This is a genomic window from Tropicimonas sediminicola (assembly GCF_900188335.1).
In the GTDB taxonomy this organism is placed as follows: Bacteria; Pseudomonadota; Alphaproteobacteria; order Rhodobacterales; family Rhodobacteraceae; genus Tropicimonas; species Tropicimonas sediminicola.
This window is the reverse complement of sequence record NZ_FZOY01000003.1, coordinates 375,982-400,331: the sequence shown is the minus strand read 5'-3', so window position 1 is coordinate 400,331 and position 24,350 is coordinate 375,982. Positions and strand designations below refer to the sequence as shown.

Below are 24,350 nucleotides of genomic sequence, written 5' to 3'. Positions count from 1 at the left end.
CTCAGCCCTCCACTTCCGCCTCTTTCGGCAGCTGGACCATGGCAGAGAACTCGGCCTCCGCCGCCAACTCGCCGTTCACCATCGCGCGCCCCTCGAACCGGCCGATGCGCGAGCCGGCCCGCTTGACCGTCACATGCAGCTCCAGCACATCGCCGGGCACCACGGGACGGCGGAACTTCGCCTTGTCGACCGTGGTGAAGTAGATCATCAGCTCCTCGGTGATGCCGCGCGACGCGCCGATCAGCACCGCCGAGGTCTGCGCCATCGCCTCGATCACCAGCACGCCGGGCATCACCGGATGGCCCGGGAAATGGCCCTGGAAATGCGGCTCGTTGAAGGTGACGTTCTTGATCCCGACAGCGCTCTTGCCGGCGTCGATGTCGCGCACGTGGTCGATCATCAGGAACGGGTAGCGGTGCGGCAGGATCTTCAGGATGGTCGCGTGGTCCGCCTCGAGCAGCGGGCTCTTTTCATCGGTCATGGGTCAGTGCCTTGTCTTTGTCGTCACGGGTCGCGGCCGCGCCCGCCGTTGCCTCGCTCCTACACGTCAACTCCCGCAACGGCAAGCGACGCGGCGGCGGCAACGGCTCTGAAACCGCCCAACCACAGGCACTTGCGCGAAACCTCGCCACCCGGCTCCGGCACCCGAAGGGTGCCACCCCCAACACGTCCCGACCGCCGACAGGCGGTCCGGACGTGGCGGGAGCCCTAGTTCTCGGTCGCGGGCGCGCCCCCCTCATCTGCGGGTGCCGCGCCCGTTCCATCCGACACCGGGGCAAGGTCGCCGCCGTCGCCGACAAGGCTGTCGATCCGCGCGATCGCGCTTTCAGTCACGTCGATCTGGTCGGCCGAGAGGATCACCGCACGCTCGTCGAGGATCGCCACGGCGCCGACCTCGCGCACCAGCTCGGAAAGGACCGGGATGACCCGCTGCATGAAGACGCGCCGCTCCAGTTCGCGCCGGCGCTGCAGGTCCCGGATGCGGGCGTCCTGCTCGTCGCGCAGTTGCACGACCTTGGCATCGAAGGCATCCGCCAGCGGCCGGAACTGCTCTGGGCTCATCGTCTGGCGCTGTTCGGTCAGCCGCTGCTCCTCGGCGGTGAGCTGGGCGCTGATCTCGCGGTTCAACTCCGCGAGTACGGACGACACCTGCTCCAGCTCCGCCAGGACCCGCTTGCCGTACAGAGTATCGGAAAAGAGCCGGTCCTGATCGAGCGTCAGGACCGGCGTTTCAAAGATATCCGCCGCCTGCTGTGCAATGGCCAGCGGCCCGCACAGGCTCAGCACCGTTGCAGCGACAAGCGCGCGGCCGGCCCGGAGAAATCCGCGCCGCCCCATGATCAGAAGCGCGTGGAGACGGTGAACTCGAAGTTCTGCTCCTCGTCGTAGTCTTCCTTGATCAGGGGACGCGAGAAGTTGAACCGGAGCGGACCGATCGCCGTATCCCAGAACAGCGAGACGCCGGCCGCAGAGCGCAGCGCGAAGTCGTCGTCGACCTCGTCGTCGCCGTTGGGTCCGCCGGAAGTCTCGTCGAGGCCCCAGACCGAGCCGATATCCCAGAACACGCCGCCGTTGAGCCCGTATTCCTCGGGCAGGCCGAGCGGGAAGTCCGCTTCGAACCGTGCGACCGCAAAGTAGTTGCCGCCCAGCACGTCCTCGTTCTCCACGTTCAGGTCGCGCGGACCCACGCCGTTGGCCTCGAAGCCGCGGATCTTGTTGGAGAGCGAGTAGCGCTCGGTGATCCGGCTGTCGCCGCCGGAGAACACCACACCGCCGGCCTCGAGTTCGGCCCGGAGCGTCACTTCCTCGTTCCAGATCGCCTTGCGAGCGCGAAGGGTCGCCTCGGTCCGGACGTAGCTGGCCTCGTCCTCCCGGTAGCCGAAGTCCTGGCTGAAGAACAGGCCGACACCCGCCGTCGGATCGAGCCCGTCGTCGAGCGTGCTGTAGGAGATCGTGTAGCCGGCAGAGAAGGAGCTCAGGCCGCCCATCTCCTCTTCCTGCTGCAGCACGTAGGAAGAGCCGGTCTCGAACTCGTCCTCATCGGTGTCCGGATCGTCCTCGGTGCCGGTATCGACGTTGTAGATGCGGCTGTAATCGTAGGCGAAGCGCACGCCGAAACGGGCGAGTTCGTTGAGCGGGAAGGTGAAGCTGGGCCGGAAGAGACCGTTGTCGGTGTCGTAATCCGAGTTATCCTGCTCCGTCTCGCGGTAGTAGGAGGCAATGCCGAAGGTCACGTCCCGCCCGAGGAAGGCCGGCTCGACGAAGTTGAAGCCGAAGACACTGGTGGAATCGGTGAAGCCGAGGCTGGCGCCCAGCGACTGTCCCCGCCCGAGGAAGTTGGTCTCCGAGAAGCTGAAGTTGATGCCGACACCGGAGTCGGTCGAGTAGCCCAGACCGAAACCGAGCGAGCCGGTCGGTTGCTCCTCGACGTTGACGTCGACGATCACCTGGTCCGGACGGGTGCCTTCGCGCGGCACCACCTCGGAATCCGCGAAGAAGCCAAGCGCACGGATCCGCTCCGCCCCTTCCCGCACTTCCCGCGGGTTGAACGGGTCGCCCTCGACGGTGTCGAACTGGCGCCGGATGACCTTGTCGAGCGTCGCGGTGTTACCCTCGATGTCGATGCGCTCCACGAAGACCCGCGGCCCGCGGCTGATCACGTATTCGACGTCGATGGTCAGGTTGCGGTCGTTGCGGTTCAGACGCGGCTCGATACGGATGAAGTTCAGGCTCTGGTCCACCGCCAGACGCTCCAGACGGGCGATGTCGGTGTCGATCGGAACCGGGGAGTACACGCCGCCGGACCGCAGCCGGGTCGCCTTCAGGTAGGCGTCCATGTCGATGCCGGGCACTTCGGAGCTGACGCTCACATTGCCGATCCGGTAACGCTGGCCCTCGCGGACGTTGAACGTCAGCAGGTAGCCCTTGCGGTTGCGGTCGAGCTCGGAGGTGACGCTGAGCACCTGGAAGTCGATAAAGCCGCGAGAGCGGTAGAAGTCGGTCAGCAGCTGCTTGTCGAACTCGATCCGGTCCGCGACGAAGGTGTCGCGGTTGATCACCTGCCGGATCAGGCCGGCCTGCTTGGTGGCCAGCACGCGGCGCAGGCGGCTGTCGGAATAGGTGCCGTTGCCGACGAAGGAGAGGCGCTCGATCTCGCTGACCCGCCCTTCCTGAATCTCGAAGACGAGGTCGACGCGGTTGTCGGAGCGGCGGATGATCTTGGGGGAGACGGCAGCGGCCAGGCGGCCGCTTTCGCGGTAGGCATCGGCGATGGCAGCAGCATCGGCCTCGGCGGTCGAGGGGGAGTAGACCCGGCGCGATTGAGACTGGACGATCTGCGTCAGAACTTCATCGTTCAGGCGCCGGTTGCCCTCGAAGGCGACCACGTTGATGGTCGGGAACTCCGTGACCTTGATCACGAGGGTGTTGCCAGAGGGCACCAGCTCGACCTTTTCGAACAGGCCGGAGGCGGCGATGTTCTGGTAGGCGTCGTTGAGCTCGGCCGCGCTGACCGCCTGGCCGGGCCCGATTCCGGCATAGGTCACGATCGTGGCCGGGTCGACCCGCTGGTTGCCCTGGATGTCCACGTTGCTGAAACGATAGCTCTGTGCCGATGTCTCAACCGGAAAAATACCCGTCATTACAGGAAACAAACTGACGATGGCGAGTGTCCTTGCCGGCGTCAGGCCGCCTTTGCGGTTCCGCCGGGCGTGCCTGCTCGCGCCGCCCGTATCTTTCTTGTGCATGCCGACGTCCCCCGACGCATGATGTAGATTATTATGCCTTTGCTAGCGTCCCTTGCCCCACTTGTCAAAACGACAAAGGGCGACGCGTGAGCGCCGCCCCCTCAAGGCTATTTCGGCAACACTCAGCCGATGGCCGAGCCAAGCGCGGCGGCGCCGAACAGCGCGCCGATGATGGCGGCAGCAAAGAACAGGCGGTCCCAGTTCAGCTGCACCAGAAGGCTCAGGCTCTGATATCCGGCGTTCATCGTTTGCATTGGTCGGTCCTGTCGGTTCGCCCTTGTTTCACTGGCCCCAATTTAAGCTTGGATTGTGACCACATTGGGGCGCAGAATCTGGCGTTTTCGCCGTTTTTCAGGGACAGAACAGGTCGTTCGTGAGGGCGAAGGCCATCAGCGCGAGCATCAGGGAAAGGCCCACGCCCATCAGCAGCCGCAGCGCCTTGTCACTGGGCGGACGACCGGCCAGCGCCTCGTAGGCGTGGAATACCAGGTGGCCACCGTCGAGCACCGGGATCGGGAACAGGTTGAGCATCCCCACCGCGGTGCTCAGCACGGCGATGAACCAGATGAAACTGTCCACGCCCTGGCTTGCCGCCGCACCGCTGGTCTCGGCAATGCCGATCGGGCCGCGCAGGTTGCAGGCCGAAATCGCGCCGGTCACCATGTGCCACAGCCCCGACAGCGAGCTCTGGATGATGAAGCCGGTCTGGTCCACACCGTATTGCAGCGATTCCAGCACGCCCGGCGTCTCGGTGGCCGGGGTGAACATCAGCCCGCCCGTCATCCCGATCAGCCAGCGCGTCTCGAACCCGCCATCGGCCGTCGGAAGGTCCACCCGCCGCGGCGCCAGCACGAACTCGAGCGTTTCGCCATCGCGCCAGATGTCGAGCGCCAGCGGCTTGCCGTCGGACTCGCCGACCGCTTCCTGGAGTTGCTTGAAGGCGATCAGCGGCGTGCCGTCGATCGCGGTGATCACGTCGCCGGTCTCGATGCCCACGTCCATCGCGGCCGAACCGGCCTGGAGCCCTTCGACCAGCGGGGGGAACGGATAGGGCCCCTCGACCGCCACCTGCTCCCCTGCCCGATCGATATCGTAGCGGACGCTTTCGGTGACCGGCATCTCGCGCACGACGTCGAAGAAGCCTTGGTAATCGGGCGTTTCGGTGCCGCTGACGGCAAGTATCGTGTCGCCCGGCAACAGCCCCTGCGCCGCCTCCGGCATGGGTTTCAGCGTCCCGATCTGAACGGGCTCCCGCGGGGTGCCCTGCCACAGCAGGATCGCGGCGAAGACCAGAATGGACAGGATAAAGTTGAAGACAGGCCCGGCCGCCACCGTCGCCGCCCGCGCCCAGAGCGGCGCGCCGTGCATGGTGTGGCGCTTGGTATCCTCGTCGAGCTGGTCGTAGGTGTCCGACGCCTTGTCGCTGGCCGCGCTGGCATCGCCCAGGAACTTGACGTAACCGCCAAACGGCAGCGCCGCCACCTGCCATTGCGTGCCGCGCCTGTCCGTCCGCTTGAGCAGAACCGGACCGAAACCGATGGAGAACACCTCGGCCCGGATGCCGGACCAGCGCCCGACGATGTAATGGCCGTATTCGTGCACGAAAACGATCACGCTGAGCGCCACGACAAAGGCGGCAAAGGTCCAGAGGGCGCCCCCGAACTGGGGGATCAACGTGGCAATATCCATGGGACCTCAGGCTTCCGTTGCGATCTGTTCGGCGGCTTCCGCCGCCCGCTTCCGAGCGAGATGATCCGTTTCCATGACATGATCAAGGCGCATCCGGTCACATTTCAGGGCGCCGTCGCGTTCCATCGCCTCCAGCACCTCCTCGACGACCGCCGCCATGTCGGTGAATCGGATCTGCCGCGCAAGGAAGGCATCGAGCGCCACTTCCTTGGCAGCGTTGAAGGCCGCGCCCGACACGCCGCCGCTCCGCATCACCTCGCGCGCCAGCCTCAGCGCCGGCCAGCGGCGCTCGCAGGGCTCGCGGAAATCGAGCCGGCCGATCTTCACCAGGTCGAGCCGCTCCACAGGCAGGTGACGCCGTTCGGGGTGGTGCAGCGCATAGCCGATGGCATGCCGCATGTCGGGCGGACCGACATGCGCCATCAGGGCGCCGTCGTTGAAGCCCACCAGCGCATGAATCAGCGATTGCGGGTGGACGACGACTTCGATCTGGCTCGGATCAAACCCGAAAAACTCTCGCGTCTCAATGAGTTCCAGAGACTTGTTGAACATGGAGGCCGAGTCGACCGTGATCCGCTGGCCCATGTCCCAATTGGGATGTTTGGCCGCCTGTTCCGGCGTCGCCTTGGGCAGGTCCTCCAGCGGCCAGTCCCGGAAAGCGCCGCCGGAGGCCGTGATGATGACCCGTTCGACGGAGGAAATATCTTCGCCAACAAGAGCTTGCGCGACGGCGCTGTGCTCGCTGTCGACCGGCAGAACCTGTGCTCCGTGAGCCCGCGCCGTCTCCATCAGCAGCGCGCCGGCGCAGACCAGCGACTCCTTGTTGGCCAGCGCCAGGGTCGCGCCCTGCTCCAACGCCGCCAGACCGGGTGCCAGCCCGGCCGCCCCGACGATGGCGGACATGACCCAGTCCGCAGGCCGCTCCGCCGCCTCGGCAATCGCCTCCGGCCCGGCACCGACGTCTATGCCGGTGCCTGAAAGGCGCGCCGCAAGCTCCTGTTTGCACTCGGAATAGCAGGTGACTGCAATCTCGGCATTGAGCGCGATCGCCTGCTCCGCCAAGCGGGCCACATTGCGCCCGCCCGACAGCGCGACGACATCGTATTCCTCGGGTGCGCGGGCAATAAGGTCGACCGTGTTCTCGCCGATCGAGCCGGTGGCGCCGAAGATCGACACCCGCCTCATATCCGTACCTCGGGCACATCGACGATCAGCGCCAGCAACAGCATGAAGAGCGACGCGCCGAGCAACCCGTCGAACCGGTCGAACAGGCCGCCGTGGCCAGGGATCAGGGCCGAGCTGTCCTTGACCCCCACCCGACGCTTCAACGCGCTCTCGGCGATATCGCCCATCTGCGAGGCCATCGACAGGATCATCGAGATCCAGATCAGGTCGCGCCCGGAATCGGTGAAGGTAAGGAACAGCGCACCGACAAGCGCCGCGCCGATCCAGCCGGCAATGGTGCCGGACCATGTCTTCTTGGGGCTGATCCGCGGCCAGAACTTCGGCCCGCCGAACTTCCTGCCCGCGAAATAGCCGGCGACATCGGTCACCACAACAACGATCACCATCCAGAAGAGCCAGGTGCCGCCATAGGTCTCCCGCGCCATGATCAACCCCCAGCCCGCCACGGTGATGCCGAGCGCGAACAGGAAGAACATGGGCCGCTCCCGCTGCATCGCCAGCGTGCCGACAGCCGCCGGAACAAGCAGAAGCACGAGGTGCCAGTCTGGTTTCTCCGACAACAGGCCGGAGATGACCGAGGCGGAAAAGGCCGCAAGGAGCATCGCGCCGACGTCGAGGCCCGGGCGGACCATGCGGGCCAGTTCCCAGATCATCACCGAGGTCACGAAGACCACGAGCATCTGGAACCAGACGCCGCCAAGCCGGATCGCGACCACGCCGATCAGCACCATGGCCAGTCCCGTCCAGGTGCGGGCGTTCAGATCGTCCCAGCGGGTCGCCCCGCCGGGCGCGGATTTCTTCTCGTCAGCCAATGACCGCTCCGAAGCGCCGCTCCCGCTTGCCGAAACGCGCGAGGATCTCGGCGAACTTGTCCGCGGTGAAATCCGGCCAGAGCGTGTCGACGAACTCGTATTCCGCATAGGCGGATTGCCAGAGCAGGAAGTTGGAGATCCGTGCCTCGCCGCTGGTGCGGATCACGAGGTCGGGGTCGGGCAGCGTGTGAGTGTCGAGGAAGCGGCCGAGGGTCTCTGCGGTGACGGAATCCGGATCGATCCGTCCTTCGGCCACCTCGCGGGCCAGCCGCCGGGTGGCGCGCGTCACCTCGTCCCGGCCGCCGTAGTTCAGTGCAATCGTCAGGTGGACGTGATCGTTGGCCTCGGTGAGCGCCTCCAGATCGTCCATCAGCCGCACCAGCTTGGGATCGAGCCGGTCACGGTCGCCGATAAAGCGCACGCGCACCCGCTTGTTCAGCAGCCGCTGCGCCTCCTTCAGAATATAGCGCCGGAACAGGGTCATCAGGCCCGAAACCTCGGCCTGGGTGCGCTTCCAGTTCTCCGTCGAGAAGGCGAAGATGGTCAGGTAGCGAACGCCGAGCTCCGGACAGGCCTCCACGATCTCGCTGACCCTGCGGGCGCCGGCCTGGTGACCGAAGAGCCGGGGGCGTCCCCGCGCGGTTGCCCAGCGACCATTGCCATCCATGATGATGGCCACGTGGTCCGGGGCCTTTGCGCGAGGGTCGTTGGCGGGCATGAATGGCCCCTTTCCTGGGCTGAAATGGGCAATAGCGGATCCGAGCCCTGGGGCTCAGACCTGCATGATCTCTTCCTGTTTGTGCGCCAGAGCGTCGTCGACCTGCTTGATGTGCTTGTCGGTCAGCTCCTGGATCTCGTCGTGCCAGATCCGCTCGTCGTCCTCGGGCATGCCGTCGGACTTGGCCTTCTTCAGCTGGTGCATGCCGTCCTGGCGCACGTTGCGGATGGCGATCCGGGCATTCTCGGCATAGGTCGCGGCGACCTTGGTCAGCTCGCGGCGGCGCTCCTCGTTGAGCTCCGGAATCGGCAGCCGGATGATCGTGCCGTCGACCACCGGGTTGATCCCCAGCCCGCTCTCGCGGAGGGCCTTCTCCGCCTTGGACACCATCGTCTTGTCCCAGATGTTGAGCGTGATCATCCGCGGCTCGGGCACGTTGACCGTCCCGATCTGGTTCAGCGGCGTCATCGAGCCGTAGGCATCGACCTGGATCGGGTCCAGCATCGACGCGGACGCCCGCCCGGTGCGGAGCGAAAGGAATTCATTTTTCAACGCCCGCAGCGCACCGTCCATGCGGTGCTTGAGGTCGTCCATATCGGGATCTTCGTAGTCTGCTGACATGTGCCTGTTCCCTTGCAAGCATCTCGTTCGTTCGGAAAACTTCTAACGCCGGGGAGTCTGAATGTATAGGTTGCATAATCGACCGCAACAGCCTGAATGCGGCGGTCCCGAGGCAAGTTGCTGTCCTTCGCCCGTGCCATCTGCACCGCCCGGCCCTGCACATCGGCACCGCCGCCGCGGTTCGCCAAAGGCGCCGTGATCGGCGGAGAACCGCCCCGGAGCGATCCGCCCTGCAAGATTCGCGTCGTCAATGGCCAGCGTTCGGCTACTGATGGGGCGTCCGGTTCTGCCGGTTCGCTCGACGCCCGCTGGGCATAGATGAAACCCGGAGGACATTTGCCCGTCAGAATACCTGCCCTGATGGCCCTTCTGGCCAGCACCTGCACCCCCGCCGCCACCTGGGGCGACCAGGCGGCCATCGCCGTATGCACGGATTACGTGATGCAGATCTGCGGCCCCGATACGCCGCCGGGCATGACCCTTCTCGGCGCCTTCGGACTTGGCGCGGCGACGCGGGTATCGCTGCGCGACGGCGCCGGAGAGATCTGGCAATGCAGCGGTCAGGCCAACGGGCTGATCGACGATGTCGAGATGGCCGAGTTCCCAGAACCGCGCCCGGTGCGGCTTGCGGCCGGCGCTCCCTCGGCTGTCCTGCAAGACACGATCGCCACGTCGGAGGCCACGCAATACGTCGTGCCGCTGATCGCGGGCCAGCACCTGTTTGCCCGCGTGGTCGAGCTGTCCCCCGGCCTGATCCTCGAAGTCCGCGACCCGGACGGGCAGCCGCTGGCGCTCCGGACCGTGACGGATCGCGTCTTTCTGGATCGTGCCGAGCGGTCGGGCGACTACGCCGTCCGCCTGATCAATCACGGCACGGCAAGCGCCTCGCCGCTCTCGATCATCGCCGTCTATTGAGACGGCATGCCAGCGCCGGAGCGGGTCAGCCGTGGACGCGGGTATAGGTACCCTCGCCCGCCAGGATGCCGCGGAACCCGCCCGGTTCGTCCAGCGAGAAGACGATGATCGGCAGGTTGTTGTCGCGGGCCAGCGCGATGGCCGAGGCGTCCATGACCTTCAGGTGCTTGGCCAGGCAATCGTCGTAGGTCACGGTGTCGTAGCGGACCGCGTCCGGAAACTTCACCGGGTCCTTGTCGTAGACACCGTCGACCTTGGTGCCCTTGAAGATCGCCTCGCAGGCCATCTCGTTGGCGCGCAGCGTCGCTGCGGTGTCGGTGGTGAAATACGGGTTGCCGGTGCCGGCGGCGAAGATGCAGACCCGCTTCTTTTCGAGGTGCCGCACGGCGCGACGGCGGATGTAGGGCTCGCAGACCTCGTCCATCCGGATCGCCGAGATCACCCGGGTGTAGACCCCGAGCCCCTCGAGCGCCGATTGCATGGCCAGCGCATTCATCACCGTGGCGAGCATGCCCATGTAGTCGGCGGTGGTCCGCTCCATCCCCTGCGCCGAGCCCGAAAGCCCGCGGAAGATGTTGCCGCCGCCGATCACCATGCAGATCTCGACGCCGAGTTCCTGGACCGACTTCACCTCGCGGGCGATCCGTTCCACGGTGGGCGGGTGCAGGCCGAAGCCCTGGTCACCCATCAGCGCCTCGCCGGATATTTTCAGAAGGACCCGCTTGTAGGCCGGTGCCGGTTGATCCTCGGTTGCGTCCAACATATCACGATCCCCCTGATCTGCTCCGGCGCCTTCCTGTCCGAAAACCGCGCCGGCATCAACAGCCAAGACGGAAGTAACGGTGATTGACCTCTCCGAGATCGACGACGAGCGCCCGGTCCTGATCGCCGGCCCCACCGCGAGCGGCAAGTCGGCGCTGGCGCTGGAGCTTGCCGCGTCCGGCGGCGGCATCATCGTGAATGCCGACGCGCTGCAGGTCTTCGGCAACTGGCGGGTGCTGACGGCCCGCCCCTCGGAGGCCGAGGAAACGCAGGCGCCGCACCGGCTCTATGGTCATGTCGGACGCTACGCGCCCTATTCGGTGGGGCACTGGCTGCGGGAGGTCTCCGCCCTTCTGGCGGGGCCGGAGCGGCTGATCGTGGTCGGCGGCACCGGGCTCTACTTCACCGCCCTGACCGAGGGGCTGGTCGAGATACCGCCCGTACCGGCAGAGATCCGCCGGGAAGCCGACGCGATGGATCACGCCGCCCGCCTGGCCGAGCTCGACGCCGAGACGGCCTCCCGGATCGACACCGCCAACCCCGCCCGCGTTCAGCGCGCCTGGGAGGTGCTGAAGGCGACCGGCCGCCCGCTCGCCGCCTGGCAGGACGAGACGCCCGCGCCGCTTCTGCCGCTCGAACAGGCCCAGGCGCTGGTGGTGGACGCCCCGAAGGCGTGGCTCACGCCCCGGATCGAGCGCCGGTTCGACCAGATGCTGGCCCAGGGCGCGCTGGAAGAAGCGCGGGCCAACCTCGCCGGCTGGGACCCCGCCCTGCCCTCGTCCCGCGCCATCGGCGCACCGGAACTGATCGCGCATCTGCGTGGCGAACTTTCGCTCAGCGAGGCCCGCGAGGCGGCGCAGGTCGCGACACGCCAATATGCCAAGCGCCAGAGGACGTGGTTCCGCGCCCGTATGAAGGACTGGCGGCCGGTTTCGCTGGCCGGCTGAGGGCAACGCCGCCCACCCGCTTGATTAACCATTTGCGGCGGTGCAGTGTCGCCCCTGTCGGGCCGGTGCCCGACCGGGGGTTCGCGATGTCCATTCTGCCTGCCGTTTCCACCGGGCCGCTTCGGCTGGTCCCCGTCCAGCGCCTGGCGCAGGGCGGCCGGTGGCGCACCGAGGCGATGCGCAGCTACCGGATGCCGCTCCTGTTGTGGTTCACCCGTGGCCAGGGCCGGATCACCGTCGCGGGGCTGACGCGCGGCTATGGCGCTCACAATGCCGTGTTCGTGCCGGGCGGGACGATGCATGGTTTCGACGTCTCCGGAAAGGTTTTCGGCACCGCGATCTTCTTCAACCAGAGCGACGGTCTCGACCTGCCGGCCGAGCCCTGTCACCTGCGGGTGCGCGACGCCCGCCACCAGAACGAACTGACCAGCCTGCTGGAGGCGCTGCAACGCGAGATCGACGCCGACCGCCCGCTCCGCGACCGCGCCATCGCCTGTCACGCCGGGCTGCTGTCGGTCTGGATCGCGCGGCAGCGCGCGGATTACGAGGACCGCCCCGGCGAGACCGCCGCGCGCGATCTCGTGCGGCGCTACACGCGGGCGATCGAGGAGCAGCTCTACACCGGCCAATCGGTTGGCGATTATGCCGAATCCCTCGGCGTCACGCCCACCCACCTGAGCCGGGTCTGCAACCAGACCTGCGGCCGCCCGGCCTCGGAACTGCTCGCCGACCGGCTCACCTTCGAGGCGCGCCGCCTGCTGCTCGACACCGCGCTGCCGGTGAAGCGCGTGGCCGAGATCCTGGGCTACGGCTCGGCCGCCTATTTCACCCGCGCCTTCCACAACCGCACCGGCCAGACCCCCACCGAGTTCCGCGAGAGACGACAGCCATGATCTGCCGAGAAACTCGGCTACCGTTAGGGAAATCGGCCCGGTTTTTGGTTGCGTCCATCAGACTTGTCGTTTTTGATCCCCCGGGATGTCGCAATCAGACCTCGACCTTCGCAAGCGATTGTTGACGCACGGCAAGTTCTCGTGCCGAATGCCGGGGTCGACAGGAAGACGGGGTGGCGTTTGACCGGGTCCACTGCAGGATCTCGGATCGTGGGAAACCACGGCCTGCCGTCTCAGAAAAACAGAATGAACGCTCGTGTGTCACAGGGAGACAAGAATGACGCATCCCACCCTTAACGGCCGCCCGGTGCATCCGGCAGCCCGAATGTATGCGGAAGAATGCAAGGCCGGGAAACTGAGCCGGCGCGAGTTCATGGCCCGCGCAACCGCGCTCGGCGTCACCGCCGCCGGTGCCTATGGCCTGATCGGTGTTCGGCAGCCGGCCGTCGCACAGCCCGCCATCGCCGAGGGCGGTGACATGAAGATGCAGATGGACGTTCTGCCCATCAAGGATCCGCGGATTTCCGACTTCTCGCAGATCGCCAACGCCGTGCGCGGCACGCTGGAATACCTCGTCGAATACAACAACGACGGCTCGATCCGCGGCATGTTGCTGGAAAGCTGGGAGATCAGCGAGGACGCCAAGACCTACACACTCAAGGTGCGCCCGAACGCCAAGTGGAACAACGGCGAGCCTTTCACCGCTGCCGACGTGGCCCGCAACATCGAGCGCTGGTGCGAAGCCGAGGTGCCGGCCAACTCGATGGCCAGCCGCATGGCCAGCCTCGTGGATCCGGACACCAAGATGGCCGGCGAGGGCGTGATCGAGGTTGTCGACGACATGACCGTCAAGCTCAACCTGCCCAAGCCCGACATCACCATCATCCCCGGCATGGCCGACTACCCGGCCGCCATCGTGCATTCCAGCTATGACGAGGCACTCGGCAAGGACAATGTCGGCACCGGCCCGTTCCTGATCGAGAGCCACGAGGTCGGCGTGCAATGCACCATCGTGCGCAACACCGAGCATGAATGGTGGGGAACCGAGGTCTATGGCGGCCCCTATCTCGACAGCCTCCAGTTCGTCGACTACGGCACCGACCCCGCGGCCTGGCTGGCGGCGCTCGAGTCCGAGGAGGTCGACGCCAACTACGAATCCGTCGGCGAATACATCGACCTGCTTACCGACCTCGGCTTCGTGAAATCCGAAGCCGTCACCACCCACACCATCGTCATCCGGCCCAACCAGCTGGCCGAGGTGGACGGCAAGAAGCCCTACGAGGACGTGCGCGTCCGCAAGGCGCTGGCGATGGCCGTCGACAACGCGGTCTGCCTCGAGCTCGGCTATTCCGACCGCGGCACCACGGCCAACAACGACCACGTCTCGCCGCTGCACCCCGAATATGCCGACATCGGCCCGGTGGAGCGCGACGTCGAGAGCGCCCTTGCGCTGCTCGAAGAGGCCGGAATGCTCGATTTCGAGCACGAGCTCATGTCTATCGATGACGACTGGCGCCGCAACACCACCGACGCCGTCGCCGCCCAGCTGCGCGACGCCGGCATCAACGTGAAGCGGACGATCCTGCCCGGCTCGACCTTCTGGAACGACTGGACCAAGTACCCGTTCAGCTCGACCAACTGGAACGGCCGCCCGCTCGGCGTCCAGATCTACGCCCTGGCCTATCGCTCGGGCGAGGCCTGGAACGAGTTCGGCTGGGCCAATGCCGAGTTCGACGCGCTGCTCGACGAGGCGCTGGCGATCGCCGATGCGGACAAGCGCCGCGAGGTCTCGGCCAAGATGCAGCAGCTCGTGCGCGACGAGGGCGTAACGATCCAGCCCTACTGGCGCACCGTCTACCGCCACACCCGCGAGGGCGTGGTCGGAGCCGAACGGCACATCTCCGACGAGATCCACGCCTACAAGTACGGTTTCGCCGCCTGATCCATCCGGTGTTCTGAAAACGGTCCCGGCCGCCATGCGGCCGGGCGCCTGCCGGGGTGAGGCGCAGGAACCGCACCCGGCACCGACCGACAGCCCGAGGCGTGCATTCAGCCCGTCCGCCAACAGGAAAACAGATGGGATTATTCATTCTCCGCCGGATCGTGATCATGATCCTCACGGCGCTCTGCCTCACCTTCATCGTCTTCGTCCTGACGAACCTCCAGCCGAACCTCGAGAAGCTGGCCAAGACGCAGGGCAACGTTCGGATGACCGACGAGCAGGTCGCCACCTGGCTGGAGATGAACGGGTACACGGACCCGATGCTCTCGCGCTATGGTCAATGGCTGGGCCTTCTGCCGGGCTGGACCAGAGAGGATGCCGAGGGCAATGTCACCGGCCGTTGCATCAGCCGCGACGTGCCCGCCGACGTGGCGCCGGAGCGCTGCGGCGTGCTGCAGGGCGACTGGGGCTGGTCGACCGTGCTGCGCGACGAGGTAAGCGCGATCATCGGCACGCGGTTGGGGCTGACCGGCATCCTGATGTTCTGGGTCATGCTGCTGATGGTGCCGATGGCGCTGATCATGGGGGTCCTGGCCGGAATGCGCGAAGGCTCGCGCCTCGACCGGTCGCTCTCCACCGTCTCGATCGCCTCCACCGCGACCCCCGAATATGTCTCCGGCGTCATCCTGATCGCCGTCTTCGCCTCCTCCGCCGTCGGCTTGAAATGGTTCAAGGGGACCGCGACCTCCGCGATGGACGGCATCACCTTCGAGAACTTCACCCTGCCGGTCGTGACCATCGCGCTCTACGGCATGGGGTACATCGCCCGGATGACGCGGGCCTCGATGACAGAGGTGATGACCGCGCAATATATCCGCACCGCGCGCCTCAAGGGCGTGAGCTTCCCGAACATCGTCCTGAAACACGCGCTGCGAAACGCGCTGATCGCGCCTTTCACCGTGATCATGTTGCAGATCCCCTGGCTGCTGAACGGCGTGGTGATCGTTGAGACGCTCTTCAACTACAAGGGGTTCGGCTGGACACTGGTGCAGGCCGCCTCCAACAACGACATCGAGCTGCTGCTGGGCTGCTCGGTCGTCGCAGTGGTCGTGGTTCTCGTCACCCAGCTCATATCGGATGTGGGGTATATCTTCCTGAACCCGCGCATCCGGATTTCGTGAGGGGACGTAGCAATGGAACCTTTGTCCTGGGGCGCCATCCTCGTCGAGATCCTGATCCGCTTCACCCCGGTCTGGATCGGCATGGCCGCGATCTTCGCGCTCTCGCTCACCTTCAAGCGCCGGCTTGGGCTCTACGGCAAGCTCTTCGACTCCACGATCGGCATGATCGGCTTCGCCATCGTGCTGTTCTGGGTGCTGACCGCGCTTTTCTCCAACATGATCATCACCCACGACCCGCTGGTGCAGGTCTCTGGCATGAAGAACAAGCTGCCCGGCACGCCGGTGCCGGAGGGCACCGAGGGGCTGGGGTACTACCTGCTCGGCGGCGACAACCTCGCCCGCGACGTGTTCAGCCGGATGGTGGCGGGCTCGACCATCGTGATGCAGATCGCGCCCGTCGCGACGCTCTTCGCCTTCATGGTCGGCATCACCCTCGGCCTGCCGGCGGCCTATTACGGCGGCGCGCTGGACACCTTCCTGTCCTTCCTCGCCAACCTGATCCTCGCCTTCCCGGTGATCCTGCTGTTCTACCTGCTGGTGACGCCCGAGATCGTGGCGACCGGGCTGCCCACCTACATGGCCGCGGTCCTGTTCCTGTTCCCGATCCTGTTCCTGGTGGTGCTCTGGAACTCCCGGTTCTTCACCCAGGCCGGCAAGCGCGCGGCCTATATCTCTGTGACACTGGTGCTCGGGCTATGGGTCTACCTCGGCGTGGCCTGGAACGCCGATCCGCTGGGCATCATCTCTGTCCCGCCCAACATCCTGATCGTCTTCGTCTCGGTGGTCTTCGTGAATGCGCCAACGGTCTTCCGTATCGTCCGCGGAATCGCGCTCGACATCAAGACGCGGGATTACGTCGCCGCCGCCCAGACCCGCGGCGAAGGTCCCTGGTACACCATGCTCTGGGAGATCCTGCCCAACGCGCGCGGGCCGCTCATCGTCGATTTCTGCCTGCGGATCGGCTACACCACGATCCTGCTCGGAACCCTCGGGTTCTTCGGCCTCGGCCTAGCTCCGGAAAGCCCGGACTGGGGCAGCACGATCAACGACGGCCGCAAGCTGCTGTCGATCTATCCGCACCCCGCGCTCGCGCCGGCCCTGGCGTTGATGAGCCTGGTGCTCGGCCTGAACCTGCTGGCCGACGGGCTGCGCGAAGAGAGCCTGAAAGATTGAGCGGCCGGTGCGGAACAGGCCGGCCCCTGCGCCGGCGGAGAGCGCGGACCGGAGGCCAGCCCCCGGACCCCCGGGATATCTTTGGACAGAAGACGTGGGGTCTGCGTCGCGTGCGAAGCACGCGCCCGGCCCAACGCTCTTTCCGAGCCCGCAAGGGCGAGGTGGAGCGGCGGGAGCCCTGCGCCCCGCGAGCGCTGCGGAATGAAGGGAGCGCGAGATGACCAAGTGGGATTATGACGGCCCGATTCTCGAGATCGACAAGCTCTCGATCTCCTTCTTCACCCGCCTGCGGGAGATCCCGGCGGTGATGGATTTCTCCGTCACCGTGCAGCCCGGCGAGGCGATGGGCCTTGTGGGGGAATCCGGGTGCGGCAAGTCCACCGTGGCGCTCGGGGTCATGCAGGATCTCGGCGTGAACGGGCGGATCGTCGGCGGATCGATCAAGTTCAAGGGGCGCGACCTTGGCGAGATGAGCGCCGAGGAGCTCCGCCACATCCGCGGCTCCGAGATCGCGATGATCTACCAGGAGCCGATGGCCTCGCTGAACCCGGCGATGAAGATCGGCAAGCAGCTGATGGAAGTGCCGATGATCCACGAGGGGATCTCGGCCAAGGATGCCTGGGACCGCGCGCTCGAGGTGGTGACGGATGTGCGCCTGCCCGACCCGAAGCGGATGCTCAATTCCTATCCGCACCAGCTCTCCGGCGGCCAGCAGCAGCGGATCGTCATCGCCATGGCGCTGATGTCGAAGCCCAGCCTGCTGATCCTCGACGAGCCGACCACCGCGCTCGACGTGACGGTGGAGGCTGCCGTGGTCGAGCTGGTGAAGGAGCTGGGCAAGAAATACGGCACCTCGATGCTGTTCATCTCGCACAACCTCGGCCTCATCCTCGAGACCTGCGACAGGCTGTGCGTGATGTATTCCGGCGAGGCGGTGGAGCGCGGCTCGATCGAGGACGTGTTCGACGAGATGCAGCACCCCTACACGCAGGCGCTGTTCCGCTCGATTCCGCTGCCGGGGGCGGACAAGAACGCCCGCCCGCTGGTCGCCATTCCGGGCAACTTCCCCCTGCCCCACGAGCGACCGCCGGGCTGCAATTTCGGTCCGCGCTGCGACTATTTCGAAGCGGGCCGCTGCGACGCCGGCGACATCCAGATGTTCCCCGTCCCCGGCAACGACCGGCACGCCACCCGCTGCCTGAAGTTCCAGGAGATCGACTGGAACGCGCCGATGGCGCGGGCGGTTTCTGCCGAGGCGGCTGAGATCGGGCGGACCGTGCTGAAGGTAGACAAGCTCAAGAAATACTATGAGGTCGCCGCCAACGCGCTCTTCAGCGGCCACCGCAAGGTGGTGAAGGCCAACGAGGAACTGAGCTTCGAAGCGCGCGAGGGCGAGACGCTGGCGATCGTCGGCGAATCCGGCTGCGGCAAGTCGACCTTCGCCAAGGTGCTTATGGGGCTCGAGACGGCGACCGGCGGCACGATCACGCTCGACAACAGCTCGATCGAGCAGATCCCGATCGAGAAGCGGGACACCGGCACGGTCTCCTCCGTCCAGATGGTGTTCCAGAACCCGTTCGACACGCTCAACCCCTCGATGACCGTCGGACGGCAGATCATTCGGGCGCTGGAGATCTTCCGCTTCGGCAACAGCGAGGCGGAGCGGCGCGCGCGGATGCTGGAACTGCTGGACCTCGTGAAACTGCCCCGCGCCTTTGCCGAGCGGATGCCCCGGCAGCTCTCGGGCGGGCAGAAGCAGCGCGTGGGCATTGCCCGTGCCTTTGCCGGCGGTGCTCGGATCGTGGTGGCCGACGAGCCGGTCTCGGCGCTCGACGTCTCGGTCCAGGCCGCGGTGACCGACCTGTTGATGGAAATCCAGCGGGAGGAGAAGACGACCCTGCTCTTCATCTCCCACGACCTGTCGATCGTGCGCTATCTCTCGGACCGGGTCCTGGTGATGTACCTCGGGCATGTCGTCGAGATGGGCACCACCGACCAGGTCTTCTCGCCGCCATATCACCCCTATACCGAGGCGCTTCTGTCGGCGGTTCCGATTGCCGACACCAGCGTCGCCAAGAAGCACATCGTGCTGGACGGCGACATCCCCTCGGCGATGAATCCGCCGCCGGGCTGTCCGTTCCAGACGCGGTGCCGCTGGAAGTCGGAAGTTCCCGGCAATCTCTGCGAGACGGAGGTACCGCCGATCCGCGATCTCGGAGACGGCCACCAGGTCAAGTGCCACCTCGCCGACGACTTGCTCGCCCGGATGGAGCCGGTGATCACCCTCGCAGCGGAATAGACGCCGGCGCGGGCGTCGTCCGGGGGGTCAGTCGCACTGGTTGTGACGGCGCCACATCTGCGGGTCGTGCCCCTCCGGCACGGCATCGCAGGGGTCGGCAGCGTAGCCGCGAAGCTCCTTGTAGCGCGCAATCTGCGCCTCGGTCAGGATTGCCGGCGTTTCGAGGTGCCGCGACAGGTGGACGTAGCGCAAGGCGCCGCGGGCCTCTGCCGCAGCCGACACCCGTTGCTCCAATATCTCCGGCGTCAGCCCGCCCGAGGCGAAGGCCGCATCGAGCGCTGCCTCGGCAGCGATGAAGCGGGCACCGGCCGCGATGGCCTCCTGCTGCATCTCCTCGAACAGCGCCTCGACCTGCGCGACCTGCTCCGGGTCGAGCCCCAGCTGTTCCTTCAGTTCCAGCAGGTGCGCCGGCCCGGGGAGCCCGTTCAACTCGGCCGGGAGCGCCAGCCCCCATCCCTGGCCCGCGCGGATCTGCGCGACGTCTTCCTCCGACAGGCTCTTGATCTCCCGCGCATCCAGCCCGGCGTAGGGCGCGGCTGCATGATCCTGCGCCGCGACCGCCCCCGCGGCCGTCAGCAGGATCGGAAGGGCAAGGGCGTGAAGGGCATGGCGCATGGGCTTGGGTCCTGTCTCGGTCGGTCTTCCCCACTCATGGCATCCCGAGGCCCGGACGCGAAGACGCGTTCCCGTGATCGGACCGTTCTGGTCCCCGCGCCCTACTCCCCGAGCAGATGCTCGTAACGCGCGTCGGTCAGGGTCTGGAGAAAGGCGACGATGGCGTCGACCCGCTGGTCGTCCAGTGCCGGGCCGGTCTCCAGATCCACCAGCGACAGCGTTCCGTCCACTTCCGGCGGCCCCCAGGGCTGGCCTGTCTCCGGGTTGATCTGCCGTTCGGGCGCTCTCGAATTGTACTTGTCGTAGAACAGAACCACGGTGCGCAGATCCTCGAAGACGCCGTTGTGCATGTAGGGCCCGGTGACAGCCACGTTCCGCAGGGTCGGCACCTTGAACTTCCCGGCCTGCGCCGGATCGTCGACGCCCGGATTCTGCAACAGGCCGGTGTCCACATGGTCCGCAGCCGACCCGTTGGCGCCGCGCAGCGCCACGTTCGCCGGCACGCCGATGTTGTGGAACTCGTAGTTGGTGAAGGTCTCCTGCGGGTCGATCTCGCTGCGGCCGAGCTGGTGGCAGATGTTGCAGTTGGTGAACTGCTGCGAGAAGAACAGCACCCGCCCCAGTTCCTCCTGATCGGTCAGGGTGTATTCGCCGCGCAGCGAGCGGTCGTACTTGCTGTCGAACGGGGCGAATTCCGGCGTCCGCTCGAAGGCGGCGATGGCACGGGTCATCGCGCCGTAGGCCGCGTCCGGATCCTCGAACAGGCCCTCGCCGAAAAGCCGGGTCATCGCCTCGACGTAATCGGGATTCTCCTCCAGCCGGGTGACGACGCTGGCCCTGTCCGGCATCCCCATCTCGATCGGGTTGAGCGGCGGCCCGCCCGCCTGCCCCTCCAGCCCGGCCTCGCGGCCATCGGGGAACTGCCCGCCCTTCCAGACGCCGGCGACCTCGTCGAAATGGAACTCCGGCGAGAACATCGCGTAGGCGGCCGTGGGCGCGTTGCGGTCTCCCAGGGACGTCCCGTCGTCACCGAGCGACGCGGCGCGACCGACCTCGCTCTCGCGCGGATCGGTAAAGGCGGCGGCCGGGTCGTGGCAGGTCGCACAGGCCTGGCTCCGGTTGAGCGACAGGTTCGGATCGAAGAACAGCGCCTCGCCCAGTTGCTCGAGATTGGTGAACAGGGGCTCGGTCGCGACCTGCGGGGCACTGGCAAGGTAGAGCCCGGCAACGACGGCGCCTGTCGCGGCAGGTAAGGCAATCGGTTTCAGGAGACCGGCCATGGATGCGTCCTTGGGTATCTGGCAGCTTTGGCCACAGCAGATACACCGGTTCCGGATCGGTGCAAATTGATCCAGAACAAATTCCGAGTGAATTAATCGGGAAATCGCAGCCTCAGCTGCCCCAGATCTTGCGGACGTAGTTCGTCGTCTCGCGGTAGGGCGGGACGCCGCCGTACTTGTCGACCGCGCCCGGGCCGGCATTGTAGGCCGCCAGCGCAAGGCGCCAGGAACCGTACCGGTCGTACATCATCCGCAGGTATCGCGCGCCGCCTTCGAGGTTCTGCCTGGGGTCGTGCGGATTGACGCCCAGCTTGGCCGCGGTGCCGGGCATCAGCTGTGCCAGCCCGATCGCGCCCTTGTGGGATTTCGCGCTGACCCGCCAGTTGCTCTCCTGCTGCACGAGACGCAGGAACAGGTCCTCCGGCACACCATGCTTGCGCGCCGCGCTCTTGGCGACAGAGAGGTACTCGCCCCGGTAGTTGCCGCGATAGTTCGGCACGGAGGCGATGGAGACGGACGCCTTGGAAGACGGCGGCTGGAGCCGAACCGAATTCTCGTATTGCTTGGCGGCGCGATTGTCGAGGAGACGGGTCTGGGAGGCGAACAGCCGGGCCCGCGATTTGGAGGATACGGAAGTTTCCGCGGAGACGGGCTCTGGAACCCATGTCACGACACTTGCGACCACCATGGCCGCGATGCCACCAGCACCTGCGAGCTTCACCATTCGGCTTTGCCTTGTCCCTCGTCCTACAGGTGCCGGAGTATATGGAAACGGCGTCGTTACGCCAGTGCAAGCCGGTCACGCCAGCGGATTTATGCGGTTTTTAACCGCGATCAGGTGGTGTAGCGTCGGGCTCCGAAGCGGAATCGATGCCTCGGAGCAACAGGCAAGAGACTCGTAAGCACAAAGGAGCAGCGCATGGCGGGGTCGGTGAACAAGGTGATCCTGGTGGGCAATCTGGGTCGCGACCCGGAGGTGCGCACCTTCCAGAACGGCGGCAAGGTCTGCAACCTGCGAATCGCCACGTCCGAGAACTGGAAGGACCGGAACACCGGCGAGCGCCGCGAGCGCACCGAGTGGCATTCAGTGGCGATCTTCTCGGAACCGCTGGCGCGGATCGCCGAGCAATACCTTCGCAAGGGATCCAAGGTCTATATCGAGGGCCAGCTGGAGACCCGCAAATGGCAGGACCAGTCCGGCCAGGACCGCTACACCACCGAGGTCGTGCTGCGCCCTTATCGCGGCGAGCTGACCCTGCTCGACAGCCGCGGCGGCGAAGGCGGCGGCGGTGGCGGCGGGTATGACGACCGGGGCGGCTACGGTGGCGGCGGCGGCGGATACGACGACCGCGGCGGCTCGCAGGGCGGCGGCTACGGCGGCGGCTCCCATGGCGGTGGCGGCGGCAGCGACCTCGACGACGAAATCCCGTTCTGATCGACCGGGCATCGCCCGGCCCTGCCCGCCCCGGACACACCACCGGGCACGGCGCGCAGGACCGGGCGTTCCCATGACAAGCGAAGGCCGGCCCCTTTCAGGAAGGGATGGGCCTTCAGGCGGTTACGCGCCGCCTCACGGCCGAGCCTGCAATATCCTCCAACAGGATGACGCTTCGGTCGGCACGTCCGACGGTGTCGGGCTCAGCCCGCGCGCCCGAGTTCGCTGTCCAGAAGTCCCAGAACCTTTTGACGCGGCACGTCCGAGGTGACGAAGGCACGGCCAATGCCGCGAGTCAGGATGAAGCGCGGCACACCATCCACGACCTTCTTGTCCTGCCCCATCAACTGCATCAGCTCCTCGGCGGACGGCAGCTCGCCGGGAATGTCGCTCAGATCGACCCGCATCCCCATCTTGCGGAGATGCGCCCGTACCCGGCTCGGATCCTCCTGCGCGCAGAGCCCGAGCTGCGCCGACAGCTCCACCGCCAGCGCGCAGCCGATGGCCACGCCCTCGCCATGCAGCAGCCGGTCGGAATAGCCGGTCGCCGCCTCCAGCGCGTGGCCGAACGTGTGGCCCAGGTTCAGCAGCGCCCGGTCGCCCTGCTCGGTCTCGTCACGGGTGACGATGTCGGACTTCATCTGGCAGGACCAGGTGACCGCCGCGATCCGCGCGCCGGTGTCGCCTGCCTTGAGGGCCGGGCCGTGCTCCTCCAGCCATTCGAAGAACGACTCGTCGCCCAGAAGCCCGTATTTGACGACCTCGCCATAGCCGGCGAGGAAATCCCGCTCCGTCAGGGTTTCAAGCACATCGACATCGGCCAGCACGAGGCTCGGCTGATGAAAGGCGCCGATCAGATTCTTGCCGGAGGGGGAGTTGATGCCCGTCTTGCCGCCGACGGAGCTGTCGACCTGCGCCAGCAGGGTCGTCGGCACCTGCACGAAGCGCACGCCCCGGCGCAGGATCGCCGCGGCAAAGCCCACGAGGTCGCCGATCACCCCGCCGCCAAGCGCGACCACCACGTCGCCGCGCTCGATCCGCTGCTCGAGCAGCCACTCGACGGTCTGCGTCAGGTAAGGCCAGGATTTCGTGGCCTCTCCGGGCGGAAGGATGTGCACGACGCTGTCGATGCCCTCGGCCGTCAGCGAGGCCCGCAGCCCTTCGAGGTGCAGCCCCGCGACCGTCTCCTCGGTCACGATCGCCACCCGCGGCCGGTTCAGCAGCGGCGCGATGCGATAGCCGGCGCGATCCAGGATTCCGGATCCGATCAGGATGTCGTAGGCGCGATCACCCAGCGGGACGTGCACGCTTTCTATCACTTCAGCCTTCCTCCAGAACGTCGGGCCGGCTGCGCAGCACCTCGACCACTTTCTCGACCATCTCGGGGATGGAATAATCCACTCGCGCCTTCACCGAAAGGTCCGCCAGCCCGTAGATCGGCGCCCGCACGGCGTAAATTTCCTCGAGCGTCGCACGCGGATCGGCGGTGCGCAACAAGGGCCGCGTGTTCTTGTGCTTCACCCGGCTCCACAGCAGGTCCACGTCGGCGTCGAGCAGCACCGAGACCCCGCGATCATGGATCATCCGCCGGTTGCGCTCCGCCAGAAAGGCGCCGCCACCGGTGGACAGGATGCCCGGGGTGCCGTCGAGCAGCCGGCCGATCACCTCGGTTTCGCGGTCGCGGAAGAACGCCTCGCCGTCGCGTTCGAAGATCTCGGCGATGCTCATGGCGGCGGCAGATTCGATCTCGGCGTCGCTGTCGAGGAACGGCACAGCGAGGCGCTTGGCGAGCCCGGTGCCGATGGCGGTCTTGCCGGCACCCATCATGCCGACCAGCACCACCGTCTTCCTCAAAATCGCCGCCACCGCGGTCCCCTCCCCGGCATCAAGCCGCCGACAGAAAATTTCCTGTCTGAATGGCGTGAAATCGTCCGGGATGCCATGTATAAATCGAATGGACCGCACGTTCGAATGCGGCAGACAAGAAAGACGGGCAGATATGCGTCGACTCCTCAAGTTTTTGCTCTTCCTCGTGGTCCTCGGGGCAGTGGCCCTGGTGGGCTTTGCCTATCTCGGCGATCTGACACCCACCCAGGTGCGGGTCAGCGACCCGGTGATGCTCGACGTGGATTAGGAC

24 protein-coding genes are annotated in these 24,350 nt (G+C 66.4%); 9 read left to right on the top strand and 15 right to left on the bottom strand.

Features of this window, described 5'->3' with window-relative positions; genetic code table 11:
• Position 1: 1 nt before the first annotated feature.
• From fabZ to frr, 9 genes are all read right to left on the bottom strand, one after another.
• Positions 2 to 481 carry a 3-hydroxyacyl-ACP dehydratase FabZ gene (gene fabZ / locus CHB86_RS10360; protein ID WP_089232958.1) on the bottom strand — a complete coding sequence of 160 codons (480 nt, stop codon included), beginning with the start codon at positions 479 to 481 and terminating at the stop codon, positions 2 to 4.
• Positions 482 to 708: 227 nt separating this feature from the next.
• The gene (locus tag CHB86_RS10355; RefSeq protein ID WP_089232957.1) at positions 709 to 1,338 is read right to left on the bottom strand and encodes an OmpH/Skp family outer membrane protein; all 630 of its coding nucleotides are present in this window, start codon (positions 1,336 to 1,338) and stop codon (positions 709 to 711) included.
• A 2-nt stretch (positions 1,339 to 1,340) separates the two neighbouring features.
• Positions 1,341 to 3,641, bottom strand: a complete 2,301-nt coding sequence (gene bamA, locus CHB86_RS10350) for an outer membrane protein assembly factor BamA (RefSeq protein ID WP_089232956.1) — start codon at positions 3,639 to 3,641, stop codon at positions 1,341 to 1,343.
• A gap of 227 nt (positions 3,642 to 3,868) precedes the next feature.
• On the bottom strand, positions 3,869 to 4,000 hold the full coding sequence (locus tag CHB86_RS25215; protein ID WP_281251215.1) for a hypothetical protein: 132 nt from the start codon (positions 3,998 to 4,000) through the stop codon (positions 3,869 to 3,871).
• Positions 4,001 to 4,097: 97 nt separating this feature from the next.
• On the bottom strand, positions 4,098 to 5,435 hold the full coding sequence (gene rseP, locus CHB86_RS10345; protein WP_089232955.1) for an RIP metalloprotease RseP: 1,338 nt from the start codon (positions 5,433 to 5,435) through the stop codon (positions 4,098 to 4,100).
• Positions 5,436 to 5,441: 6 nt separating this feature from the next.
• A complete protein-coding gene (gene dxr / locus CHB86_RS10340) occupies positions 5,442 to 6,620 on the bottom strand; it encodes a 1-deoxy-D-xylulose-5-phosphate reductoisomerase (protein WP_089232954.1) in 1,179 nt (392 codons plus the stop codon).
• Positions 6,617 to 7,432 (bottom strand): phosphatidate cytidylyltransferase, encoded by an 816-nt coding sequence (locus CHB86_RS10335; RefSeq protein WP_281251214.1) that lies wholly within the window; start codon positions 7,430 to 7,432, stop codon positions 6,617 to 6,619. Before CHB86_RS10335 ends, dxr begins: the two co-directional genes overlap by 4 nt.
• On the bottom strand, positions 7,425 to 8,150 hold the full coding sequence (gene uppS / locus CHB86_RS10330) for a polyprenyl diphosphate synthase (protein WP_089232952.1): 726 nt from the start codon (positions 8,148 to 8,150) through the stop codon (positions 7,425 to 7,427). Before uppS ends, CHB86_RS10335 begins: the two co-directional genes overlap by 8 nt.
• 54 nt (positions 8,151 to 8,204) lie before the next feature.
• The gene (frr, locus tag CHB86_RS10325; protein WP_089232951.1) at positions 8,205 to 8,771 is read right to left on the bottom strand and encodes a ribosome recycling factor; all 567 of its coding nucleotides are present in this window, start codon (positions 8,769 to 8,771) and stop codon (positions 8,205 to 8,207) included.
• Positions 8,772 to 9,131: 360 nt separating this feature from the next.
• Here frr and CHB86_RS10320 point away from each other — a divergent pair, with 360 nt between their 5' ends.
• Entirely contained in the window at positions 9,132 to 9,686 is a 555-nt protein-coding gene (locus tag CHB86_RS10320) for a hypothetical protein (protein ID WP_089232950.1), read from the top strand.
• A 25-nt stretch (positions 9,687 to 9,711) separates the two neighbouring features.
• Here CHB86_RS10320 and pyrH read toward each other — a convergent pair whose 3' ends face one another.
• Positions 9,712 to 10,449 carry a UMP kinase gene (pyrH, locus tag CHB86_RS10315; RefSeq protein WP_089232949.1) on the bottom strand — a complete coding sequence of 246 codons (738 nt, stop codon included), beginning with the start codon at positions 10,447 to 10,449 and terminating at the stop codon, positions 9,712 to 9,714.
• Between the two features lie 79 nt (positions 10,450 to 10,528).
• Here pyrH and miaA point away from each other — a divergent pair, with 79 nt between their 5' ends.
• From miaA to CHB86_RS10285, 6 genes are all read left to right on the top strand, one after another.
• Entirely contained in the window at positions 10,529 to 11,395 is an 867-nt protein-coding gene (gene miaA, locus CHB86_RS10310) for a tRNA (adenosine(37)-N6)-dimethylallyltransferase MiaA (protein WP_089232948.1), read from the top strand.
• 86 nt (positions 11,396 to 11,481) lie between these two features.
• Complete coding sequence (locus CHB86_RS10305) at positions 11,482 to 12,288, top strand: helix-turn-helix domain-containing protein (RefSeq protein WP_089232947.1); 807 nt, start codon at positions 11,482 to 11,484, stop codon at positions 12,286 to 12,288.
• A gap of 277 nt (positions 12,289 to 12,565) precedes the next feature.
• On the top strand, positions 12,566 to 14,230 hold the full coding sequence (locus CHB86_RS10300) for an ABC transporter substrate-binding protein (protein ID WP_089232946.1): 1,665 nt from the start codon (positions 12,566 to 12,568) through the stop codon (positions 14,228 to 14,230).
• Positions 14,231 to 14,364: 134 nt separating this feature from the next.
• Entirely contained in the window at positions 14,365 to 15,411 is a 1,047-nt protein-coding gene (locus tag CHB86_RS10295; RefSeq protein ID WP_089232945.1) for an ABC transporter permease, read from the top strand.
• Positions 15,412 to 15,423: 12 nt separating this feature from the next.
• Positions 15,424 to 16,584 (top strand): ABC transporter permease, encoded by a 1,161-nt coding sequence (locus tag CHB86_RS10290; protein ID WP_089232944.1) that lies wholly within the window; start codon positions 15,424 to 15,426, stop codon positions 16,582 to 16,584.
• 217 nt (positions 16,585 to 16,801) lie between these two features.
• Positions 16,802 to 18,883: a dipeptide ABC transporter ATP-binding protein gene (locus CHB86_RS10285; RefSeq protein ID WP_089232943.1), complete on the top strand. Its 2,082-nt coding sequence runs from the start codon at positions 16,802 to 16,804 to the stop codon at positions 18,881 to 18,883.
• A gap of 27 nt (positions 18,884 to 18,910) precedes the next feature.
• Here the strand turns inward: CHB86_RS10285 and CHB86_RS10280 are convergent, their stop codons facing one another.
• The 3 genes from CHB86_RS10280 to CHB86_RS10270 form a co-directional block, all read right to left on the bottom strand.
• Positions 18,911 to 19,498 (bottom strand): hypothetical protein, encoded by a 588-nt coding sequence (locus tag CHB86_RS10280; RefSeq protein ID WP_089232942.1) that lies wholly within the window; start codon positions 19,496 to 19,498, stop codon positions 18,911 to 18,913.
• Positions 19,499 to 19,599: 101 nt separating this feature from the next.
• Complete coding sequence (locus CHB86_RS10275) at positions 19,600 to 20,778, bottom strand: cytochrome-c peroxidase (protein ID WP_089232941.1); 1,179 nt, start codon at positions 20,776 to 20,778, stop codon at positions 19,600 to 19,602.
• A gap of 112 nt (positions 20,779 to 20,890) precedes the next feature.
• Positions 20,891 to 21,502, bottom strand: coding sequence for a lytic transglycosylase domain-containing protein (locus CHB86_RS10270; protein WP_089232940.1), 612 nt, complete (start codon positions 21,500 to 21,502; stop codon positions 20,891 to 20,893).
• A 195-nt stretch (positions 21,503 to 21,697) separates the two neighbouring features.
• Between CHB86_RS10270 and ssb the strand changes: the two genes are divergently transcribed.
• Complete coding sequence (gene ssb, locus CHB86_RS10265; protein WP_089232939.1) at positions 21,698 to 22,213, top strand: single-stranded DNA-binding protein; 516 nt, start codon at positions 21,698 to 21,700, stop codon at positions 22,211 to 22,213.
• A gap of 203 nt (positions 22,214 to 22,416) precedes the next feature.
• Here the strand turns inward: ssb and aroB are convergent, their stop codons facing one another.
• Both aroB and CHB86_RS10255 read right to left on the bottom strand, forming a co-directional pair.
• Entirely contained in the window at positions 22,417 to 23,532 is a 1,116-nt protein-coding gene (aroB, locus tag CHB86_RS10260) for a 3-dehydroquinate synthase (protein WP_089232938.1), read from the bottom strand.
• A 1-nt stretch (position 23,533) separates the two neighbouring features.
• Positions 23,534 to 24,079, bottom strand: a complete 546-nt coding sequence (locus CHB86_RS10255) for a shikimate kinase (protein WP_089232937.1) — start codon at positions 24,077 to 24,079, stop codon at positions 23,534 to 23,536.
• A 133-nt stretch (positions 24,080 to 24,212) separates the two neighbouring features.
• Here CHB86_RS10255 and CHB86_RS25210 point away from each other — a divergent pair, with 133 nt between their 5' ends.
• Positions 24,213 to 24,347, top strand: coding sequence for a hypothetical protein (locus CHB86_RS25210; protein ID WP_089232936.1), 135 nt, complete (start codon positions 24,213 to 24,215; stop codon positions 24,345 to 24,347).
• Positions 24,348 to 24,350: the final 3 nt, after the last annotated feature.

What these genes read in the sequence shown, in the direction of transcription:
- fabZ (WP_089232958.1), bottom strand. Translation starts at nt 481, where the DNA reads ATGACCGATGAAAAGAGCCCGCTGCTCGAGGCGGACCACGCGACCATC.
- CHB86_RS10355 (WP_089232957.1), bottom strand. Translation starts at nt 1,338, where the DNA reads ATGGGGCGGCGCGGATTTCTCCGGGCCGGCCGCGCGCTTGTCGCTGCA.
- bamA (WP_089232956.1), bottom strand. Translation starts at nt 3,641, where the DNA reads ATGACGGGTATTTTTCCGGTTGAGACATCGGCACAGAGCTATCGTTTC.
- CHB86_RS25215 (WP_281251215.1), bottom strand. Translation starts at nt 4,000, where the DNA reads ATGCAAACGATGAACGCCGGATATCAGAGCCTGAGCCTTCTGGTGCAG.
- rseP (WP_089232955.1), bottom strand. Translation starts at nt 5,435, where the DNA reads ATGGATATTGCCACGTTGATCCCCCAGTTCGGGGGCGCCCTCTGGACC.
- dxr (WP_089232954.1), bottom strand. Translation starts at nt 6,620, where the DNA reads ATGAGGCGGGTGTCGATCTTCGGCGCCACCGGCTCGATCGGCGAGAAC.
- uppS (WP_089232952.1), bottom strand. Translation starts at nt 8,150, where the DNA reads ATGCCCGCCAACGACCCTCGCGCAAAGGCCCCGGACCACGTGGCCATC.
- frr (WP_089232951.1), bottom strand. Translation starts at nt 8,771, where the DNA reads ATGTCAGCAGACTACGAAGATCCCGATATGGACGACCTCAAGCACCGC.
- CHB86_RS10320 (WP_089232950.1), top strand. Translation starts at nt 9,132, where the DNA reads ATGGCCCTTCTGGCCAGCACCTGCACCCCCGCCGCCACCTGGGGCGAC.
- pyrH (WP_089232949.1), bottom strand. Translation starts at nt 10,449, where the DNA reads ATGTTGGACGCAACCGAGGATCAACCGGCACCGGCCTACAAGCGGGTC.
- CHB86_RS10305 (WP_089232947.1), top strand. Translation starts at nt 11,482, where the DNA reads ATGTCCATTCTGCCTGCCGTTTCCACCGGGCCGCTTCGGCTGGTCCCC.
- CHB86_RS10300 (WP_089232946.1), top strand. Translation starts at nt 12,566, where the DNA reads ATGACGCATCCCACCCTTAACGGCCGCCCGGTGCATCCGGCAGCCCGA.
- CHB86_RS10295 (WP_089232945.1), top strand. Translation starts at nt 14,365, where the DNA reads ATGGGATTATTCATTCTCCGCCGGATCGTGATCATGATCCTCACGGCG.
- CHB86_RS10290 (WP_089232944.1), top strand. Translation starts at nt 15,424, where the DNA reads ATGGAACCTTTGTCCTGGGGCGCCATCCTCGTCGAGATCCTGATCCGC.
- CHB86_RS10285 (WP_089232943.1), top strand. Translation starts at nt 16,802, where the DNA reads ATGACCAAGTGGGATTATGACGGCCCGATTCTCGAGATCGACAAGCTC.
- CHB86_RS10280 (WP_089232942.1), bottom strand. Translation starts at nt 19,498, where the DNA reads ATGCGCCATGCCCTTCACGCCCTTGCCCTTCCGATCCTGCTGACGGCC.
- CHB86_RS10275 (WP_089232941.1), bottom strand. Translation starts at nt 20,778, where the DNA reads ATGGCCGGTCTCCTGAAACCGATTGCCTTACCTGCCGCGACAGGCGCC.
- CHB86_RS10270 (WP_089232940.1), bottom strand. Translation starts at nt 21,502, where the DNA reads ATGGTGAAGCTCGCAGGTGCTGGTGGCATCGCGGCCATGGTGGTCGCA.
- ssb (WP_089232939.1), top strand. Translation starts at nt 21,698, where the DNA reads ATGGCGGGGTCGGTGAACAAGGTGATCCTGGTGGGCAATCTGGGTCGC.
- CHB86_RS25210 (WP_089232936.1), top strand. Translation starts at nt 24,213, where the DNA reads ATGCGTCGACTCCTCAAGTTTTTGCTCTTCCTCGTGGTCCTCGGGGCA.